Consider the following 19,678-nt stretch of genomic DNA (forward strand, 5'->3'; position numbering starts at 1 on the left):
CTGGGCCACTATCTGTTCGCCGACGAATACACGGTCGACTGGCGCATCGCCGAGCAGGACGACGACAACGCATGGGAAACCCGGCTCGACCGGTTCGCCCGAGCCGTCCTGCTGCCCGCGGCCGGGCTGCACCGCACCTGGGCCGAACTGCGGGAGCGCGGCGATGACCTTCGCACCGCCGTGGTCAGGGCCGCAAGCGCCTTCCGCGTCGACATGTCCACTTTGGCGCGCTGCCTGTGGGAACTCGGGCAGGTGGATCAGAACGAGGCCCATCGGATCCGTTCCGTGCGCACGACCAGGACCGATATCGTCGAGTTCGACCTGCTCGTCCACGAGGAGCTGGCCGCACCCTCACTCGCCAGGCAGTACGAGGAATCGGTACTGAAGCTGTACCGCGGCGAGACGGTCTCCCTGGCCCGGGCAATCGACCTTCTCTTCGAAACCTGGGACGAAGAGGACCTGCCCACGCTGCCGCCGCTTCCGGAGAGCGCCATCTGGAAGTTCGTGTCGTAACCAGGCGTGGTCAGCGGGCGGCGGCGCCAGGGGAAGACCTTCCTGCTGGAGGCTCTTGCCCGCCAGACACCGGGCCTGTACTTCGGGGCCACCCGGGCGACGCAGGCGGAGTCGCTGCGCCTCTTCGCCGAGGCTCTGGCCGAGCACACACGTACGCCGGTGCCCCAGCGGTTCGCCAACTGGGACGAAGCGATCGTCCACCTGTTCTCGGTGGCCGGCGGCCGGCCCGGACCAGTTGTGATCGACGAATTCCCGTATCTGAGCACAGTGTCCCCCGAGCTCCCGTCGATTCTTCAGCGGGAGATCGACCGGGCGGTCTCCGGTGGCAACAGCATCGCGCTCCTGTTGTGCGGCTCGGCCATGTCGGTGATGGGAAAGATGCTCGCCTGCAACGCCCCGCTGTGCGGGAGAGCCGGTCTCGAACTGGTGGTACGCCCGTTCGACTATCCGCTGGCCACGCGTTTCTGGAACATCGACGATCCGGCCCTGGCCGTTCAAGGATCTCTACGCGGACGGGGACTGACTTACAGGCCGGAGGGGGCGGCCCGGAAGTCGGCGATGGCCGTGTCGTCGCCGCGGATGTCCACGAGGGCCTGCTCCCGGCGGTTGAAGGCGTAGAGCAGCAGTTCGGGGGCCGCGCCGGCAAGCACGACCTGCCGGCCGCCGGAGCGCAGCACCTGCCGTCCCTCCCCGTCGGTACGCTCCGCCACGACGCCGACCGGGGACTTGCGGACGCCGAGCTTGCCGACCATCTTCAGCGCCTTCCACAGTTTGTCCCGCTCGGCGACGTCGAGATCCCGCGGCTTCCAGTCCGGCTGCGCCCGCCGGACGTCCTCGTGGTGGACGAAGTACTCGACATGGTTGATCATCTCGTCCACCAGCGCGACGTGGGCCGGGTGCCATACCGGCGCGCCCTTGCGGACCAGCGCGACAAGATCCTCATAGGAGTGCGACTCCCTGGTGGCCCGTTCGACGCGCTCGGTGATCTTGTGCAGTTGCGGTATCGCGAGCCCGGGCAGCGTCTGCGGCTTGCGGTCCCGGGCGACCAGGTGGGCGGCCAGGTCGCGAGTGGTCCAACCGGTGCACAGCGTCGGCTGGTCGGGACCGAGCTCCAGCAGGAGGTCACTGAGCTCCCGCCGTTCCTCCTGCGCATACCGTCCCTGCCGGGTCTGTCCTGCCATAACCAGCACTTTAGCCGGCAGCGCTCCTGTCGTGCATCAGCGCGACCACACCAGGTGATCGTCGCGGACGGAACAGGCGCCGCCACCGGGCCCAGCCGCCATGGGCTCAGCCGATGGTGGTGCCGACGAGGGCGCCCACCGCGGCCGTCACGGCCATGGCGGCCGATCCGCCGAGAACGACGCGGACCGCCGCCCGCGCCCGCCTCGCGCCGCCGAGCGCGGCGCCGGTGACGCCGAGCAGCGCCAGCCCCACCTCGGTGATCACAACCAGTAACACGGCCCTGGCCGTGCCGGAGCTGGCGAGCAGTGCCACCAGCGGGAGCGCCGCGCCCACGGCGAAGCTCAGCGCCGAAGCCCCGGCGGCCTGCGCCGGGCGGGCGGCGCTCTGCGGCGACTGGCCGAGCTCGTCACGGGCGTGCGCGGCGAGGGGGTCGGTGCGGCTGAGCTCCACGGCCACCTCCCGCGCGAGCCGGGGGCTCAGCCCGCGCTGGACGTAGATACCGGCCAGCTCCTCCAGCTCCGCGTCGGGGTCGGTCGCGAGCTCCGCGGCCTCGGTGGCCAGGTCCTCGCGTTCGGCGTCCTTCTGGGAGCTCACCGAGACGAACTCCCCGGCGGCCATCGACGCCGCCCCGGCGACCAGCCCGGCAAGGCCCGCGGTCAGCACGGCCGTCCGGGACGCCGACGAGGCGGCCACCCCGAGCATCAGGCTCGCCGTCGACACCAGCCCGTCGTTCGCGCCGAGCACCGCGGCGCGCAGCCAGCCCAGCCGCCCACCGTAATGCCTCTCCTTGTGCCCGGGTCTCGCCACAAGTCCCGGACGCTACCGGCTCCGGCTGCCTGGCGGCCGGCTGGTGGCTTATCTGACACCGTTGCTGTGGGCGCGCGCGGCGGGGCCCCACAGCTCGCGGATGGTCTGGAACACCTTCTGGTTGTGGCTGAACTCGATCACGTTCCCGTCCGGGTCGGTCACCGCGCAGACGTAGCCGACCGGGTCGGGCAGGTCCTGCGGCTCCCAGTGCAGGCAGCCCGCGGCTCTCGCCCGGTCGGCGATCGCGTCTATCTCGGCGCGTTGCGTCACCTCGATCCCGATGTGCGCGAACGGGGTCATCGTCGGCTGCCGGTGCCCACGCTCGGCGTTGAACTCGGCCAGGACCAGCACGAACGGGTCCTGCCACTGCCGGTCGTTGGACAGCCACGCGCTGCGGCCGGCGACGTCCTGACGGGTCGCGACCACCACGAGCGGAGTCATCCTCGTATAGAAGTCGATCGAGGCGTCGATATCGCTGGACGGGAGGGCCACGTGCGTCCACCGGGGGCGTGTGAGCATCGGAGAACTCCTTCGACGTGGTTGCGCCGGGCTTCTTCTTCCCGATGTTGTGCCCGAGAACACGGCTTTGCCCACGTCGGGAACCCGACCTCGGAAACGTACTTCCACCGGCTGCCCGGACGCCTGCGTCATGCGCCCCTGCCCGCCACCACCCGGCCACGCACGACGACCAGCAACGGCTCGGCGAGCGTCCGGACGTCCACCCGCGGGTCCTCCGAACAGACGACGAGATCCGCCGGCGCCCCCTCGGCCAGCCCGGCGAAACCGAGCCAGGCGCGCGCGGCCCAGGTCGCCGCCGACAGGGCCGCCACCGGGGGCAGCCCGGCCCGGACCAGCTCGGCGACCTCGTCCGCGACAAGGCCGTGCGGCAGCGACCCGCCGGCATCCGTGCCGACATAGATCGGGATGCCCGCCTCGTACGCCTGGCGGACGGTGTCGTAGCGGCGGGCGTGCAACGCCCGCATGTGCGCGCTGTAGGCGGGGAACTTCTCCGCCGCCCCGGCGGCGATGCCCTCGAAGGTGGCGATGTTGACCAGGGTCGGCACGATGGCGACGCCGCGCTCGACGAAGAGGGGGATCGTCTCGGCGGTCAGCCCGCTCGCGTGCTCGACGCAGTCGATCCCGGCCTCGACCAGGTCGGCGAGGGAGTCCTCGGCGAAGCAGTGCGCGGTGACCCGGGCGCCGGCGGCATGGGCCGCCGCGATCGCGGCCTCGGCCGCCTGACGCGGCCAGCAGGCGGCGAGATCCCCGGTGCCCCGGTCGATCCAGTCACCGACGATCTTCACCCAGCCGTCGCCCCGGCGGGCCTGCTCGGTGACGGTGGCGGCCAGCTCCGCCGGCTCGATCTCCACGGCGTAGTTACGGATGTACCGTTTCGTCCGGGCGATGTGGCGGCCGGCCCGGACCAGCCGGGGCAGGTCCTCGCGGTCGTCCACCCAGCGGGTGTCCGCGGGCGAGCCCGCGTCCCGGATCAGCAGCGTGCCCGCGTCCCGGTCGGTGCGGATCTGCCGCTCGGCGGTGTCCCGGTCGACCGCGCCGTGGGCGTCCAGCCCCACATGGCAGTGCGCGTCCACCAGGCCGGGCAGCACCCAGCCCGGCACCGTGCGCGCGCCGGCGGCGCGGGCGCCGGTCGGGGCCGTGAACGTGATCCTGCCGTCCACGGCCCACAGCCCGTCCCGGACCTCCTCGGGGCCGACCAGCACCGGGCCTGTGATCCTCAACGTCTCGGAAGCAGCCACCCCACCTGTGTAGCCGAAGAGCACCCGTCCGGACGAGAAGAGCACATGTCCGGACGAGGAGAACGGCGGCCTGCCGCGGGTATGGCCGTGAGAGCGTGCGTGTCATGGGAGTCCTGGACACCGTGGGCGTCGCGGCCGCCGGCCTGCTGGCCGGAGCGGTGAACGCGGTGGCCGGCGGCGGGACCCTGATCGTATTCCCGGCGCTGCTCGCCACCGGGATGCCCGCGCTCACCGCGAACGTCACCTGCTCGGTCGGGCTGGTCACCGGATACGCCGGGGGCGCGTTCGGCTACCGCCGGGAGCTGACCGGGCAGGCCGCCCGGCTGCGGGCGCTGGCCGGCCCGGCGCTGCTCGGCGGGCTGGCCGGGGCGGTCGTGCTGCTGGCCGCCCCGGCGGGCTCCTTCCGGGTGGTCGTTCCCTACCTGGTGCTGGTGGCCTGCCTGCTGCTCGCCGGCCAGCCGCGACTGGCCGCCATCGTGGCCCGGCGACGGGCCAGCGGGCAGGCAGTGGCCCGGCGACGGGGTGGTTGTGGGGTGGCTGTGACCTGGCCGACCCGGGCCGGGGTGTTCGTGGCCGGGGCCTACGGCTGCTATTTCGGCGCGGGCCTCGGCGTGCTGCTGCTCGGCGTCCTGGGCATCCTCATGCCGGACGGCCTCCAGCGCACGAACGCGTCCAAGACCCTGCTGTCGTTCGGTGTCAACGCGGTGGGCATCGCCGTGTTCGTGGTGAGCGCGCGGGTCGCCTGGGGGTTCGCCGCCGTCCTGCTGCTGGCCTCCGGCGTCGGCGGGGTGCTCGGCGCGCGGGCCGCCCGGCTGCTGCCGGCCGCCGCGCTGCGCGCGACCGTGACCGTCCTCGGGGTGGTCGTCGCCGCCGTCCTCATCGCCACCGGCTGACAGCGCCGCCGGCCGGCGGGGTGGTCACACCACCGGGGACAGGCCGCCGTCGACGTTGAGCGCGGTCCCGGTCACGTAGGAGCTGCGCGGCGAGAGCAGGAAGGTCACGACGTCGGCGAACTCCGTAGCCCGGCCGACGCGGCCCAGCGGTATCCGCGCGTCACGCGCCATCCGTTCGTACAACGCCCGGACGGGGGTGCCGGTGGTGGCGGCCCGCCGTTCCCACTGGCCGCTTTCGACCAGGCCGACCAGCACCGCGTTGACCCGGATCCCGTGCGGGCCCCACTCGCCGGCGAGCGCCTTGGTCAGCGCCAGCCCGGCGGCCCGGGACACCGAGGACGGCAGCGACGCCGCCGGCGGTGCCTTCGCCGCCGTCGCGAGCACGTTGACCACCGCCGCGGCGTCCGAGGCGCGCAGCTGGTCGAGCGCCAGCCGGGACAGCCGGATCGCCGCGAACAGCTTCAGCTCCAGGTCGTCCTGCCACTGCTGGTCGGTGACGGCGGCCAGTTCCCCGCCCGCGGACCGGCCGGCGTTGTTGACGATCGCGTCCACCCGGCCCCACCGGCTGTGGGCCGCGGTGACGAAACGGTCCAGCGCGTCGACGTCGGTGACGTCCGCCGGTACGGCAAGGACGTCCCCGCCGGCGGCGCGCAGCTCGTCCGCGGTGAGCTTCAGGCGGGCCTCGTCACGGGCGCAGATCGCCACCCGCGCCCGCTCGGCGACGAGGGCACGCGCGACGGCCGCCCCCAGCCCGTCGGAGCCCCCGGTGACGAGGACGACCCGCCCGGCGAGCTGCAGATCCATGTGACCTCCGGGATCAGGCGCGCTGGCCGGGTATGAGATGACTCGTGGCGCCGCTCTCACTCTACGACGTCCTCGGTGTGCCGCCGGCAGCCTCCCAGGCCCAGATCGTGGCCGCCTACCGGCGGGCGGCTCGGCGCACCCATCCGGACACCGGTGGTAGCGAGCACGCCTTCCGGCAGGTCCGCAGGGCGTACGAGGTACTGGGCGATCCCGAGCGGCGGCGTGATTACGACCGGCGCGTGCGCGCCCACCCCGTGCCCGGCCGGGCGGCCGGTGGCATGTCGGGGCAGGCTGGGCAGGCTGGGCAGGCTGGGCAGGCTGGGCAGGCTGGGCAGGCGGAACGAGGGGCCCGCCGTCGGTATCTGGCGATGATGGCCGTCTGCGTCACGCTGTTCGTGCTCGCCGGCAGTGTGGTCCGGCTGGTGTCGGTGCCCGCGGCGCTGGCGATGATGCTCGTCGCCGCGCTCATCCCCCCGGTCGCCGCCCTCGTCGCCAACCGGTTCCGATGAGCGGTGGGTGTGCCGGTCACAGGCTGGGGGCGAGTTCCACCATCCGTTCCACGTCGGCGCGGTAGGACAACAGACAGGGTATGGGGATATCGAGCCGCTCCCCCGTGCGTACGAGATCGTCATAGATCTCGTAGAGGTCCACCGGAGCGTACCGGCCGTGATTCACCGAAACGCGCTGGAGCAGTTCGCCACGGAGCATAAGCCGGACCGCCGGGGTGACGGTGGACGGCGGCAGCAGGAACGGCCGCGCATCCTGCGCGATACGCACGTCGGCGCCGCGCACCGCGCAGATCTGCATGGCCTCGCGGCCGGCGTGCAGCGCGTCATAAACCGCCCGGTTGCTCCGGGTGAACGGCTCGAAACCGCGGGCGCGGGCGGCACCGCATATCCACGCGGCGGTGCTCGCGAAATGCACCCACAGCCAGTGTTCCATGTTGGGATGGATTTCCGGCCGGAAACCGGCCTCGGCGAACAGCGCCACGAGACGGCCCAGGTTCTGCTCGGCGGTGTCGGTCGCCGGGCCGTACAGCGCGTGCCCGGACACGCTCGACCCGAGCATGATCCCGCCCTCGAGCGCACCGTCGAGGATGTTGTCGATGATGCCGCCGCCACCGCGTGGCGCGCCCAGCACGTACTGGTCCTTGCCCAGGTGGGCGTCTATCAGGTCAAGGCCGCGCCAGTTGTTGTTCAGGAACAGCACGGTGGCGGAGCCGAGGCTGCGCGCCAGCTCCGGCAGGACGTCCGGGGTCTGGGTGTGCCGGACGGCGAGCACGACCAGGTCGGTTCCGTCCGCGGGGCGCAGCTCGGTGACGACGCGCGGGCGGAAGCCTTCGACGACCTCCCGGCGACGTCTGCCCCGCACATCGAGAATTCGCAGGCTGATCCCGTCGGACCAGCGGGCCAGCTGTTCCGGACGGACCAGCATGCTCACGTCATGCCCGGCCCGTGACAGCGCCCAGGCGTGCAGCGTTCCTATCGCTCCGCTGCCGAACACCACAATACGCATACCATCCAGTATCGATTACGGGCCGGGACGTTCGTCAGGGTCGACGGCCCGCACGAAACCGGTACAAGGGCCCGGTCGGCCGGCGGCCTTCCCGCGGAAGAAGGCCCACCGGCCGACCGCGGCCTTCCCGCGGAAGGCCGTATGTCTTACCTCGATGTCACCGTGCTTTACCTCGATTTCACCGTTCAGGCCGGGGTGCCACGGCGGCGACGGCCGCGATGGCCGTCGAGGAGCGTTTTTCCGGGCCCTCGGGTGTGCGGCGCCGACGGCGGATGCGCCGTGGACGGGCCGGTCGTCGGGCCGGTCGAGGCCGCCGAGGCCGGCGCGTCCCAGCGGCGGGAGGCCCGGCGGCGATGCGGCGCGACCACGGTCAGCACCTCCGAGGGGTCGACGAAGTAGCCCGACTCCTCGTCGAGCACCCAGGTGTACGCGACGGAGATGTCGAAGTAGAGGCCGACGAGCTGCAGCCGGCCCTGCTCCAGGGCGTCCCGTACGGCGGGATGGGCGCGCAGGTGCTCCAGCTGCTGGACGACGTTCGCCCGGCCCAGCTGCTCCAGCGGGGACAGTCCCTCCGTACCCGGCAGCGGCATGCGCGCCAGCGCCCCGCGGGCATGGGTCAGCCACCCCGCCAGCGCGGAGTCCGGCTCGTCGTCGAGGTCGCCGGAGAGCAGTGCGTGCATCGCGCCGCACCCGGAATGCCCGCACACCACGATCGAGGGAACCTTCAGGACGCTGACGGCGTAGTCCAGCGCGGCCGTCACGGACAGGTCGCTGCCCGGCGCGATGCTGGCGCTCGGCTCGGAGGCGCCAGGCGGGACGAGATTACCGACGTTACGGATAGTGAAGAGATCACCGGGGCCGCTACTGGTGATGATGTTTGGCACCACCCGGGAGTCGGCGCACGTCAGGAACAACGCGCTGGGGCGCTGCGCCTCGGCGAGCCCGCCGAGGGTGTCACGCAGCAGCGGGGCGGCCCGGCGGTGGAACTCGGCCACGCCGACGAGCATCGTGCTGACGGGATGCGCGTGACCAGCCGCGAGCCCGCGGCCGTCGGTACCTGTTCCGGCCGTCCGCACGGGACCGGCCGCCGGGGAGGCATCGGCCTGATGACCGCTCTGGATGCCGGCGTCCCGCGGGCCGGTGTCACGGGAGCCGGCATCCTGGGAGCCGACATCCTGGGAGCCGGTGTGCGCGGCGGCCAGCTCCTGCCACTGCGACCAGGGGGCGAACCAGCGGGGCAGGTGCGGGACGACGGTGCGGCGCCGGCCGGCCGGAGCGTCCTGGGCGGGCCGGAACCAGGCGTGACCGATCTCGTCGACCGTCACGCTCCCCCCGCTCCGCTCGTGGTCGGTGCACCAGGAGTGCAGATGCTCGAACGCCGCGTGGTCGAGATAGTCCACCACGAGCTCGATCAGCACGGGCGCGCCCGGGGGGATCCGGCCGAGGATCCGGGACAGCCGGGACAGGGAGACGAAGCTCAGGGTCCCCTCGACCTCCACCTGCCACAGCTCGCCGGAGCGGACCAGGTGGATGTTGGACCACAGCACCCGGCGCAGGATCAGGCCGAGCGCGGTGACCAGGCCGAGCGCGACGCCCTGCAGCAGGTCGAGAGCGACGACACCGACCAGGGTGACGACGTACACGGGCAGCTCGCCGTGCCGGCGCACATGGCGCAGATGGGAGATGTCGACCAGCCGGATCCCCACGACCACCAGCAGCCCGGCCAGGGCCGCCAGGGGAATCCACTCGACCACCCCGCCGAGGAACACCGCGAACAGCAGCACCCACACGCCGTGCAGGACGGCCGACGCCCGCGTCCTCGCCCCGGCGGCGACGTTGGTGGAACTACGGACGATGACACCGGTGACCGGCAGTCCGCCGGCGAGGCCCGAGAGGATGTTGGCCGATCCCTGGCCGAACAGCTCACGGTTGAGGCTGATCGGGCGCTGTCCGGGACGGCGCGCGCCGGGGAGCTTCTCCACCGCGACCGCCGACAGCAGGGATTCGACGCTCGCGACGACGGCGACGGCGAGGACGCCGACTATGATCCCGCCCCAGGCGGCGTCCGGGAACCGCGGCAGCGACAGCGAGCCGAGGATCGAGCCGGGCAGGTCGACCCGGGGCAGGTCGAGGTGGAACGCGGCGGCGACGGCGGTCCCGACGGTGACCGCGGCCAGCGGCGCGGGAATCGCCCGCACCTGCCTGGGCAGCACCTTGGACAACCGGGGCCACAGCAGGATGATCGCCATCGTCACGACACCGATCAGCGTCGCGGCGTTGTGGTTGTCGATGATCTGACCGGGCAGCGTCGCGATGTTGTCCAGGGCGTGGCTTTCCGGTTCGCCGCCGAGCACGACATGCAGCTGCCCGAAGACGATGGTCAGCCCGATGCCGCCGAGCATGCCGTGCACGATCGCGGGTGAGACCGCGACCGCCGCGCGGGCGACGCGGCTGACCGCGAACAGGATCTGCACCACGCCCGCGGCGGCGGTTATCGCGCAGGTGACCTGCCAGCCGTAGCTGGACACCAGGCCCGCGACGATGACCGTCAGCCCCGCCGCGGGACCGCTGACCTGCAACGGCGCGCCGCCGAGCAGGCCGGCGACGATGCCGCCGACCACGGCGGCGATGAGGCCGGCGGCGACCGGCGCGCCCGAGGCGACCGCGATGCCCAGCGACAGCGGCATCGCGACCAGGAACACCACCAGCGACGCCTGCAGGTCGGGCCGGAAGGTAGCGGGCACGAGCGGGCGCCGGCGGGCCCGGCCGTGCCCGGCGCCTTCCGGCGCACCGGGCGGCGAATGGCTGTGCTGTGATGACGATGATGCAGATGGTGACGACGGGATGTCTGAGACGGTCACGCGACGCTCCTCGGGGTCGGGTCGGCACCGGACAGGGCTGTCGCGATGGAACGGCTTCGAAGGGGTCGCCGAAGAGGGCCGCGCCCCTGTCGAAGCCAGCCCGTGGGCGGCGCCCGCCCGCACCCGACCGCCAGTCCAAGCCCTGTCGGTGATGGCCCTGCCACTGGCGGGGCCATCACGTGCAGTAACTAGTTGTTGCACCCTGAAGAACGAAGGAGACCCGATCCGAGTTTCCGGCTGTGACGTTCACCTCGGAAGGGACGAATCACCCACTCCGCGGGGCCGTGTCAGCCGTTGACAACCGCCTGCCGCTGGGCCACCGCCTGCCGGACGCCGGCCAGCGCGTCCGCGATGGCGTCCGGGCTGCTGCCGCCGCCCTGGGCGAGGTCGTCCTTGCCGCCGCCGCCACCACCGAGGATCTTCGCGGCGCCGCGGACGAGCTCCCCGGCCCGGATCCCGCGTTCCCGCGCCGGGCCGTTGGTGGCCACCACGATGACCGGGCGCCCACCGGCCGCGGCCGCGGCCGCGACGACGGCCGGGCGGTCCGCCGGCACCCGGCCACGGATGTCGACGACGAGCTTGCGCAGGTCGTCCGCGCCGGTGCCGTCAGGCGCCCGGTGGGTGACCAGCGCGGTCCCGCCGACGTCCTCGGCCGCCCGGGCGAGATCGCCCGCGATGGCCAGCACCTGCGCGGCCCGCAGCTTCTCCAGCTCCTTCTCGGCCTCCCGCAGCCGGCCGAGCACCTGGGACAGCCGCTCGGGCACGTCCGCCCGCGGGGCCTTGAGCACCTCGGTGACCTGTGAGACGAGCACGGCCTCCCGGGCCAGGTAGCGGTAGGCGTCCAGGCCGACGAGGGCCTCCACCCGCCGCACCCCGGCCCCGACCGAGGCCTCCCCCAGCAGCTTGACCAGGCCGAGCTGACCGGAGCGGCGGACATGCGTGCCGCCGCAGAGCTCGCGGGAGTAGTCCCCGATGGAGACGACCCGGACCCGCTCGCCGTACTTCTCGCCGAACATGGCGATCGCGCCGGTCCGGCGCGCCTGGTCGATGTCCATGACCTCGGCGCGGACGTCGAGGTCCTCGGTCAGCACCTGGTTGATGGTCTCCTCCACATCGGCGAGCACCGAGGGCGGTACCGCGGCCACCGAGGAGAAGTCGAAGCGGAACCGGCCGGGGGAGTTCTCCGAGCCGGCCTGCGCGGCGGTCGGGCCGAGGGCGTCCCGCAGGGCCTGGTGGGTGAGGTGGGTGGCGCTGTGGGAACGCGAGATCGCCACCCGCCGGGCCGGGTCGATCTCCGCCTGGACGTCCGCGCCGAGAGTGACTCCCCCCGTGCGCACACGGCCACGGTGGACGATCAGGTCGGGCAGCGGCTTCTGCACGTCGAGGATCTCGATCTCGGTGCCGTCGGCGAGCCGGATGACACCGGCGTCGGCGAGCTGCCCACCGCCTTCGGCGTAGAACGGCGTCCGGTCGAGCACGATCTCGACGTCGTCACCCTGCGCGGCCTCGCGGGCCGCCGCGCCGCCGACCAGCAGCCCCCGTACGCGCGCCTCCTCGGCGCCGCTGCCGTATCCGGTGAACACCGACGGGCCGGCCGCCGCCAGCACGTCCCGGTACGCCGAGGTGTCGACGTGGCCGGTCTTCTTCGCGCGGGCGTCGGCCTTGGCGCGCTGCCGCTGCTCGGCCATGAGCCGGCGGAAGCCCTCCTCGTCGACGGTCAGGCCCGTCTCGGCCGCCATCTCCAGGGTGAGGTCGACCGGGAAGCCGTAGGTGTCGTGCAGCTGGAACACCCGCTCGCCGGGGATGACGCTGGCGCCGGCCTTCTTCGTCTCGCTCGCGGCCAGATCGAAGATGGACGTGCCGGTGCGCAGCGTCTGGAGGAAGGCCGCCTCCTCGGCGGTGGCGACCGAGTCGATCCGGACGCGGTCGGTGACAAGCTCCGGATACTGCGGGCCCATCGCCTCGATGGTGGCGTCGACCATCTCGTGCATGGTCGCGTCATGGGCGCCGAGCAGGCGCATGTTGCGGATGGCGCGGCGCATCATCCGGCGCAGCACGTAGCCGCGCCCCTCGTTGCCGGGCAGCACCCCGTCACCGATGAGCATCACCGAGGTGCGCACGTGGTCGGCGACCACCCGCAGGGAGACGTCCGAACGGTGCTCGGCGCCGTAGCGGGCGCCGGTCAGCGCGGACGCCCGGTCGAGGATCACCCGCGAGGTGTCGATCTCGTAGAGGTTGTCGACGCCCTGCAGGATGGCCGCGAGCCGCTCCAGCCCGAGGCCGGTGTCGATGTTCCTCGAGGGCAGGTCGCCGAGGATCGGGTAGTCCTTCTTCGAGGATCCCTCGCCGCGGATGTACTGCATGAAGACGAGGTTCCAGATCTCCAGGTACCGCTCGCCGTTGACCGCGGGGCCGCCCTCGGCGCCGAACGCCGGACCGCGGTCGTAGTTGATCTCCGAGCAGGGCCCGCACGGGCCCGGCACGCCCATCGACCAGAAGTTGTCCTCCATGCCGAGCCGCTGGATGCGGCCGGCGGGCACGCCGACCTTGGAGTGCCAGATGTCGGCCGCCTCGTCGTCGTCGAGGTACACCGTCACCCACAGCCGGTCCTCGGCCAGGCCGTAGCCGCCGTCGGCCACCGGGGTGGTCAGCAGCTCCCAGGCCAGCGGGATCACGGTCTCCTTGAAGTAGTCCCCGAAGGAGAAGTTCCCGCACATCTGGAAGAAGGAGCCGTGCCGGGTGGTACGGCCGACCTCCTCGATGTCGGTGGTCCGCACACATTTCTGGACGCTGGTGGCCCGGGTGTACGGCGGGGCGACCTCGCCGAGGAAGTACGGCTTGAACGGGACCATCCCGGCGTTGACGAGCAGCAGGGTGGGGTCGTCCGCGATGAGGGAGGCCGACGGGACGACCGTGTGGCCCCGGTCGGCAAAATAGCGCAGCCAGCGGCTCGCGATCTCAGCGGACTTCATTCCAGCCTTCCTGCCCGGCGGACGACGCGCCATCGACGTTCCATCGGCGCGCGATGCGGATGCCGGATGTGCCGGCCAGGCGCCGATGGCCCATCGTAGCCAGTCGAGCGGACAGGACACGATCGTCGGGCCGCCCGGCGCACCGCGCGCGCCGGGCGGCCCCGCCTCACCTCAGAGCTCGTCGGGCGTCGTCCCCGGGCGGCGGCGACGGGCCGCGACCCGCAGGATCACACCGCCGCCGACGAGCGCCGCGGCGATCGCCGCCATCGCGCCGGTCTCGGCGCCGGTGAAGGGCAGCCCCCCGGTGCTGGGATACTCCTGGCCGGCCGGGCGGACCGGCTCCCGGCCGGCGGCCACCGGGTCGCCGCCACCGGGCACGGGGGGCAGCACCACCGGGACGGCCACGCCACCGCCGCCACCGGGCGCGGGCTCTTCCGTGTCGCCGCCGCCGCTGTTACCACCGTCACCGCCGATACCGCTGACGCCGAAGGCGACGCCGATGCCACCGCGGGGGCCGTCCTCGCCGCCGGCACCGCCGTCGGGGCTGCCCCAGCCGCCGACGGCCACCCCGACACGCGGGTCGCCGTCCCTGTCAGCGGATGGATCCCCGGTGGCGGCGAGCCCGGTGGCGGCGAGACCGGTGGCGGCGAGACCGGTGGAGAGAACGGCGGACGGGTCGGTCACGGTCACGGTCGCGGCCACCGTGCGCTGCGGCAGCCCCTCCGGTGACCCACCCGGCAGCCCCTGCGCGAGCCCCGCGGGGAGCCCGAGGCCGGGATCAGCCGCGAACGGGCCGGTGCCGGTGATGACGTAGTCGCCGGGCGCGGTGAAGGCCGGCGGCCGCAGGCTGAAGCTGCCCTGGTCATCCGCTGTTGCCGTACCGGCCGTGCCGTCGTTGACCCGTACGGTGATGGTTGCGCCCGGGACGAAACCACCGCCGCCGAAGAGCACCGACTCGCCAACGGCCACCGACCGTGCGCTGACCGTGGCTACGCCGAGCGGGCCAGGGCTGTCGGGACGGTCTACGGGCGCGCCGGTATATGTGGCCGCCGCCGGATCCACCGCCGTGCTCAGTGCCAGCCCACCCCCCATAAGCAGTGCGGCTGCGAACGTGCGAAACCTCATGGAAGCACTCCCCCTGCCCGGATTCCGGACAAGTCCGTTGACGCATGAACACGAAGAGTATATGTGTTATTGCTCTCCGTGTCCACAACATTGGGTGTCCAGTCGGTTTCACCCAGTGGGCGGCATCCTGGCCCGTCGTGTCCGCGGCCCACGGCGGCCGGTGTCACCGGCCGCGCTTGCGCCGGTGGGAGCCGGCCGGCCGCGCGTTGAGCGTCAACGGTGTCGTCGCGTCGTCCGGCAGGCTGTCCGCCCGGCCGTCGGCCAGCCTGCCGGCCAGGGCGTCGTCGGTCAGGGCGCCGTCGGTCAGGGCGCCGTCGGTCAGGGCGCCGTCGGTCAGGGCGCCGTCGGTCAGGGCGCCGTCGGTCAGGGCGCCGTCGGCCGGGGCGCCGTCGGTCAGGGCGCCGTCGGCCGGGGCGCCGTCGGCCGGGGCGCCGTCGGTCAGGCCCGCCGGGCGTTCGGTGGCCAGTCCGATGCCGGCCGGAGCCACGGTCGTGCCACCGGCCCGGTGATGCCGCTCCCGATACGGGTCTCGCAGCTGGTCTCGCAATGGGTCACGCAACGGGTCACCCAGCGGGGCACGGTCGCCACGCGCGTTCGCCGTGGAGCTGTCGCGGCCGCCGGCGAGATCGTCGTACGGTTGGTGCTGTGCCGCGATTCTCAGTTCGGCCCGCGGACCGCCGGCTCCCGGCTGGCCGCCACCCGGGCGACCGGGACGGGCCACGGCCGGGACGAGCGCCGGACGCTCCTCGAAGGCCCGGGGCGAGTCGGCCGGAGCGTAGCCACCGTAGGCGTGATAGGCGTCGTAGACGGCGTCCGGCCCCTTGACCGGGACCATGGTGAGAACGGCGCCCAGGATGCGGGCGTCGACCAGCCGCAGCGCGTCCACGGCCCTGACCGCCTGTTCGCGCCGGGTCCGGCCGGCCCGCACGATCAGCACGGCACCGTCGGCCTGGGCCGCGAGCACGGCCGCGTCGGTCACCGGGAGCAACGGCGGGGTGTCGATCAGGACGAAGTCGAAACGGGCGGACAGCTCGCCGAGCAGGTCGCTCATCCCCCGGGATCCGAGCAGTTCGCTGGGGTTCGGCGGCAGCGGGCCGCTGGGCAGCACGTACAGCCGGCCGTCGACGTCGCCCCAGGGCAGCAGCACGTCGTCGAGGCCGGCGGTGCCGATCAGCACGGAGGTCAGGCCGGCCGCCGTCTCCACCCCGAGACAGTCGCCAAAGGACGGCTTGCGCAGGTCGCCCTCGACCAGCGCCACCCGGGCGCCGGCCTGCGCGAGGGCGACCGCCAGGCTACAGGCCGTCGTCGTCTTGCCCTCGTCGGGCATCGAGCTGGAGATCAGGATGGTGCGCGGCGGGGTGTCCACGTCGACGAAGCGCAGGTTGGTCCGCAGCTGCCGGAACGCCTCGGCGTTCGTCGAGTGCCCGTCCTGAGCGGCGATCAGGGGAGACTGGGCGCCGGTCGCGTCGAAGGCGATCGTGCCCAGGACCGCCAGCCCGCTCGCCGCGGTGATGTCGGCGGCCGTGGCGACCCTGGTGTCGAACCGCTGCCGCACCACCGCCGCGGCGACGCTGGCGAGCAGGCCGGCCAGCACGCCGAACGCGACGGCCCGCACGGGCCGTGGCGATACCGGCCTGGCCGGCGTCTTCGCCTTCTCCCACACGCTCACCCGGACCAGCGGCGCCTTGTCCGGGGACGGGGTCTCGATCTGCGCGATGGCCTGGGAGAAGACCTCACCGACCGTGTCGGCGATCAGCTGGGCGCGGTTGGGGTCGGTGTCGGTGACCACGGCCCGCAGCAGGACGGTCTCGGGGACGGTCTGCGCCTGGATGCGGCCGCGCAGCCGCTGCGGGCTCTCGTCGAGGTGCAGCCTGTCGACGACGGCCGCGGCGACCCGGTCGCTGGCCACCAGATCGGCGTAGGACTTGACCCGCTGCTGGGACAGCAGACCGCCCTGATAGGCCGCCGCGGCGCTGTCGGTCGTGTCCGACGACGTGACCACCATGGTCGTCACGGCGGCGTAGGCCGGCGTCTGGCGCCACGAGACGGCCGCCGCGAACAGGCCACCGAGCAGGACGCAGACCACGATGAGCGGCCAGCCCCGGCGCAGCGCTCTGACGTACTCCCGAAGTTCCACCAGCGGACCAGCCCTCCCCGGAGATGTATTCCGGTAATCATATCAACACTCTGAGCAACCAACATACTCGATGTACATCTGTACAGTCACCATCCGTAGTTATTACTCTATGGAGTCATGCGCGAACAGAATGCCGTTGGCGAGCCGGGAGCCGCACCGGTGACGCCGGGCGTCCGGCCGCCGTGGAGCCGCCCCCCGTGGAACCAGCCGCCGTGGAACCAGCCGCTGTGGGAGCGGCTGCTGCGGGGCGGCCTGCGCCGGCACGTCGGGCTGCAGATCGGGCTCGACGCCGCCTGCCTGGTGACCGGGTTCGGTGCCGCCTACCTCGCCCGCTTCAGCTCGTCCCCGCTGACCGACGGCGAATTCTGGATGATCACAACGGTCGCGGTCTGCCTGCTGTACTTCGCCGGCACCGCCGGGCACCTCTATCTGGGCCGCTACCGTTTCGGCGGCTTCGACGAGGTGCTGGCGCTGGTCCGCGCGGTCGCGACCACGACGGCCGGGGCCGTGGTCGTCGACGTCGCCCTCGGCCGTTCCGAGGGGATGCCGGCCGGGCTCCTCCCACTGGCGGGCGCGGTCGGGCTCGTCCTGATGTTCGGCGTCCGGTACCTGTGGCGGCTGGCCGGGCAGCGCCGCCGGCGGCGGCAGCGGGCCGGCAGCGAACCGGTCATCGTCTTCGGCGCGGGCGAGGGCGCCGACCGGGTGCTGGCGTCGATGTCGGGCAGCCCGGACAGCCCCTACACCCCGGTGGCCCTGCTCGACGACGACCCGGGCACCTGGAACCTGGCGCTCGGCGGCGTACGGGTGCGCGGTGGGCGCGCGGCCATCGCCACGGTCGCCCGCCAGACCGGCGCCCGCACCCTGCTGGTGGCCATCCCCAGCGCCGACGCCGCGCTGTTACGGGAGATCACCGATCTCGCCGAGGACGCCGGCCTGACCGTCAAGGTGCTCCCCCGCGTCGCGGACCTCATCGACGGGCGGGTCGGCGTCCAGGACATCCGCGACATCGACATCACCGACCTGCTGGGACGCCACCGGATCCAGACCGACGTCGCCTCGGTGGCCGGCTACGTCACCGGCCGGCGGGTGCTCGTCACCGGGGCCGGCGGCTCGATCGGCTCGCAGCTGTGCCGGCAGCTGTACCCCTACCGCCCCCAGGAGCTGGTCATGCTGGACCGGGACGAGTCCGCGCTGCGGGCGGTCCAGATATCCATCCACGGCCGGGCGGCCACCGACGACGAGACGGTGGTGCTGTGCGACATCCGCGACGCCGAGGCCGTCCACGCCGTGTTCGCCCGGTACCGGCCGCAGGTGGTCTTCCACGCCGCCGCGCTGAAACACCTGCCCCTGCTGGAACGCTTCCCCGGCGAGTCGGTGAAGACCAACGTGTGGGGGACGATGACCGTCCTGGACGCCGCCGTGTCGGTGGGCGTCGAACGGTTCGTCAACATCTCGACGGACAAGGCCGCGAACCCGACCAGCGTCCTGGGCTACTCCAAGCGGATCACCGAGCGGCTGACCGCCGGGATGTCCGCGCGCGCCCACGGCGGGGTCTTCGTCAGCGTGCGGTTCGGCAACGTCCTGGGCAGCCAGGGCTCCGTGCTGCGGGTGTTCGCCAGCCAGCTGGCCGCGGGCGGGCCGCTGACGGTCACGCACCCGGACGTCACCCGCTACTTCATGACCGTCGAGGAGGCGGTGGAGCTCGTCGTCCAGGCCGGCGCCCTGGGCGGCAACGGGGACGTCCTCGTCCTCGACATGGGCCGGCCGGTGCGGATCGCCGACGTCGCCAGCCGGCTGGCCGGCCGCGGCCCGCGGCCGGTCGAGGTGGTCTACACCGGGCTCGGCCCCGGGGAGAAGCTGCACGAGGACCTCTTCGACGACGACGAGCGCGACATCCGCCGCCACCATCCCCTGATCTCGTACGTGTCCGCGCCGGCGATCGACCGGCAGCAGGTCCGCGCGCTCGCGCCCTGGGGGGATCCCGGGGTGCTGCGCACGACGCTGCGCCAGCTCGCGAGGCCGCTCCCGGCCCTGCCACACCCCGCCGAGCCGCATCCGCGGGAAACCCGGCAGCGGGAAACCCGGCCGCGCGCGGCGGAGACACCGAGCGTGGTCGGCAACGACCTGTGACCGATGCCTGCCGGCGCGCGTCCACCAGCCCCCACCAGGCCCTCACCAGGGCGGACGGGCGCCGGCCGGGTGGGCGGATGAGGCGTTCCCCACTCGTGGGGGTATTCCAGTGGTTATCGTCATCGCGTGGATCGCTGGTTCAGTCTCGTCGGCGCCGACAACGTCCGGGATCTCGGCGGGCTACCGACCAGGGACGGAGCGTCGACACGGCCGGGACAACTGCTGCGCGCCGACACCGTCCAGGAGCTGACCAAGGACGATGTTGTTACGTTACGTAACAACTATGGCCTGCGCACGGTCCTCGATCTGCGCGCCGCGGCGGAGATCGCCCGGGAGGGCCGCGGCCCGCTGGCGGAGGAGGATGTCGCCTACCACAACCTGTCGTTCCTCCCCGGCGAGTTCGTGATGGCCGACGACCCGCGCTACCCCCTGATCGTCGCCGACCGCGCCTCGCAGGACCGGGTCGAGCACTACCTCGACTACCTGCGCGGGGCACCCGACGCGGTCGCCGGCGCCCTGCGGCTGCTCGCGGACCCCGGCCGCCTGCCGGCGCTGTTCCACTGCGCCGCGGGCAAGGACCGCACAGGCGTGCTGGCCGCCGTCGTGCTCGACATCGCCGGGGTCGAACGGGACGCGGTCATCGCCGACTATGTCGCGAGCAACGAGCGGATCGACCGGGTGGACCGCCGGCTGGCCAGGCGTCCCACCTACGACCGGGCCCGCAGCGGCGCCAGGGCGGACGGCATGAGCTGCCGGCCGGAGGTCATCAGCCGCTTCCTCACCGCGCTCGACGACACCTGGGGCGGCGCGGCCGGGTGGGCCCGGCACGCCGGCGTGCCCGACGACGCGCTCCGCTCGCTGCGGGCCAACCTGACCGGCTGAGCGGGGCGGCGGACATCCCATGCGAACCGCTGGCACCAACCGGTGTTACCGGGCCCGTACAGCCGGCCGGACCACCCAGCACAATGGGGTGGTGGACGCG

16 protein-coding genes are annotated in these 19,678 nt (G+C 72.9%); 6 read left to right on the top strand and 10 right to left on the bottom strand.

The window, feature by feature from the left end:
- Together AC5LUJ_RS12625 and AC5LUJ_RS12630 are read left to right on the top strand one after the other, a co-directional pair.
- Positions 1-513, top strand: a 513-nt coding sequence (locus AC5LUJ_RS12625) for an ImmA/IrrE family metallo-endopeptidase (RefSeq protein ID WP_493464978.1), incomplete at its 5' end; no start/stop codon positions are given.
- A gap of 6 nt (positions 514-519) precedes the next feature.
- A complete protein-coding gene (locus AC5LUJ_RS12630) occupies positions 520-1,131 on the top strand; it encodes an AAA family ATPase (RefSeq protein ID WP_250283444.1) in 612 nt (203 codons plus the stop codon).
- Here AC5LUJ_RS12630 and AC5LUJ_RS12635 read toward each other — a convergent pair.
- From AC5LUJ_RS12635 to AC5LUJ_RS12650, 4 genes are all read right to left on the bottom strand, one after another.
- A complete protein-coding gene (locus AC5LUJ_RS12635; RefSeq protein WP_250283446.1) occupies positions 1,038-1,694 on the bottom strand; it encodes a TIGR03085 family metal-binding protein in 657 nt (218 codons plus the stop codon). The two genes, AC5LUJ_RS12630 and AC5LUJ_RS12635, sit on opposite strands and share 94 nt — an antisense overlap.
- A gap of 106 nt (positions 1,695-1,800) precedes the next feature.
- The gene (locus tag AC5LUJ_RS12640; RefSeq protein ID WP_250283447.1) at positions 1,801-2,502 is read right to left on the bottom strand and encodes a VIT1/CCC1 transporter family protein; all 702 of its coding nucleotides are present in this window, start codon (positions 2,500-2,502) and stop codon (positions 1,801-1,803) included.
- A gap of 48 nt (positions 2,503-2,550) precedes the next feature.
- A complete protein-coding gene (locus AC5LUJ_RS12645) occupies positions 2,551-3,021 on the bottom strand; it encodes a VOC family protein (RefSeq protein ID WP_250292326.1) in 471 nt (156 codons plus the stop codon).
- Positions 3,022-3,149: 128 nt separating this feature from the next.
- A complete protein-coding gene (locus AC5LUJ_RS12650; protein WP_250283457.1) occupies positions 3,150-4,259 on the bottom strand; it encodes an amidohydrolase family protein in 1,110 nt (369 codons plus the stop codon).
- Between the two features lie 104 nt (positions 4,260-4,363).
- Between AC5LUJ_RS12650 and AC5LUJ_RS12655 the strand changes: the two genes are divergently transcribed.
- Positions 4,364-5,152: a sulfite exporter TauE/SafE family protein gene (locus AC5LUJ_RS12655; protein ID WP_250292328.1), complete on the top strand. Its 789-nt coding sequence runs from the start codon at positions 4,364-4,366 to the stop codon at positions 5,150-5,152.
- Positions 5,153-5,176: 24 nt separating this feature from the next.
- Here AC5LUJ_RS12655 and AC5LUJ_RS12660 read toward each other — a convergent pair whose 3' ends face one another.
- A complete protein-coding gene (locus AC5LUJ_RS12660) occupies positions 5,177-5,956 on the bottom strand; it encodes an SDR family oxidoreductase (protein WP_250292330.1) in 780 nt (259 codons plus the stop codon).
- A 44-nt stretch (positions 5,957-6,000) separates the two neighbouring features.
- Here AC5LUJ_RS12660 and AC5LUJ_RS12665 point away from each other — a divergent pair, with 44 nt between their 5' ends.
- Positions 6,001-6,465, top strand: coding sequence for a J domain-containing protein (locus tag AC5LUJ_RS12665; RefSeq protein ID WP_493464979.1), 465 nt, complete (start codon positions 6,001-6,003; stop codon positions 6,463-6,465).
- A 16-nt stretch (positions 6,466-6,481) separates the two neighbouring features.
- Here AC5LUJ_RS12665 and AC5LUJ_RS12670 read toward each other — a convergent pair whose 3' ends face one another.
- The 5 genes from AC5LUJ_RS12670 to AC5LUJ_RS12690 all read right to left on the bottom strand — a co-directional run bounded on the left by AC5LUJ_RS12670 (position 6,482) and on the right by AC5LUJ_RS12690 (position 16,566).
- The gene (locus AC5LUJ_RS12670) at positions 6,482-7,471 is read right to left on the bottom strand and encodes a ketopantoate reductase family protein (protein ID WP_250285274.1); all 990 of its coding nucleotides are present in this window, start codon (positions 7,469-7,471) and stop codon (positions 6,482-6,484) included.
- Between the two features lie 185 nt (positions 7,472-7,656).
- A complete protein-coding gene (locus AC5LUJ_RS12675; protein WP_250285275.1) occupies positions 7,657-10,332 on the bottom strand; it encodes a SulP family inorganic anion transporter in 2,676 nt (891 codons plus the stop codon).
- 287 nt (positions 10,333-10,619) lie between these two features.
- A complete protein-coding gene (gene alaS, locus AC5LUJ_RS12680) occupies positions 10,620-13,304 on the bottom strand; it encodes an alanine--tRNA ligase (protein WP_250285276.1) in 2,685 nt (894 codons plus the stop codon).
- Positions 13,305-13,475: 171 nt separating this feature from the next.
- The gene (locus AC5LUJ_RS12685) at positions 13,476-14,429 is read right to left on the bottom strand and encodes a hypothetical protein (protein WP_250285277.1); all 954 of its coding nucleotides are present in this window, start codon (positions 14,427-14,429) and stop codon (positions 13,476-13,478) included.
- Between the two features lie 163 nt (positions 14,430-14,592).
- The gene (locus tag AC5LUJ_RS12690) at positions 14,593-16,566 is read right to left on the bottom strand and encodes a tyrosine-protein kinase domain-containing protein (RefSeq protein ID WP_250285278.1); all 1,974 of its coding nucleotides are present in this window, start codon (positions 16,564-16,566) and stop codon (positions 14,593-14,595) included.
- Between the two features lie 117 nt (positions 16,567-16,683).
- On the opposite strand from AC5LUJ_RS12690, the gene AC5LUJ_RS12695 reads away from it, so the two are divergent.
- Positions 16,684-18,696, top strand: a complete 2,013-nt coding sequence (locus tag AC5LUJ_RS12695) for a polysaccharide biosynthesis protein (protein ID WP_250285279.1) — start codon at positions 16,684-16,686, stop codon at positions 18,694-18,696.
- 126 nt (positions 18,697-18,822) lie between these two features.
- On the top strand, positions 18,823-19,578 hold the full coding sequence (locus AC5LUJ_RS12700) for a tyrosine-protein phosphatase (protein ID WP_250285280.1): 756 nt from the start codon (positions 18,823-18,825) through the stop codon (positions 19,576-19,578).
- Positions 19,579-19,678 lie beyond the last annotated feature (100 nt).

The sequence above is a fragment of the Protofrankia sp. CiP1_Cm_nod3 genome (genome assembly GCF_982290655.1).

Coding starts and splice junctions, on each gene's coding strand:
- AC5LUJ_RS12685 (WP_250285277.1), bottom strand. CDS start 14,429: ATGAGGTTTCGCACGTTCGCAGCCGCACTGCTTATGGGGGGTGGGCTG.
- AC5LUJ_RS12695 (WP_250285279.1), top strand. CDS start 16,684: ATGCGCGAACAGAATGCCGTTGGCGAGCCGGGAGCCGCACCGGTGACG.
- AC5LUJ_RS12670 (WP_250285274.1), bottom strand. CDS start 7,471: ATGCGTATTGTGGTGTTCGGCAGCGGAGCGATAGGAACGCTGCACGCC.
- AC5LUJ_RS12645 (WP_250292326.1), bottom strand. CDS start 3,021: ATGCTCACACGCCCCCGGTGGACGCACGTGGCCCTCCCGTCCAGCGAT.
- AC5LUJ_RS12655 (WP_250292328.1), top strand. CDS start 4,364: ATGGGAGTCCTGGACACCGTGGGCGTCGCGGCCGCCGGCCTGCTGGCC.
- AC5LUJ_RS12635 (WP_250283446.1), bottom strand. CDS start 1,694: ATGGCAGGACAGACCCGGCAGGGACGGTATGCGCAGGAGGAACGGCGG.
- alaS (WP_250285276.1), bottom strand. CDS start 13,304: ATGAAGTCCGCTGAGATCGCGAGCCGCTGGCTGCGCTATTTTGCCGAC.
- AC5LUJ_RS12660 (WP_250292330.1), bottom strand. CDS start 5,956: ATGGATCTGCAGCTCGCCGGGCGGGTCGTCCTCGTCACCGGGGGCTCC.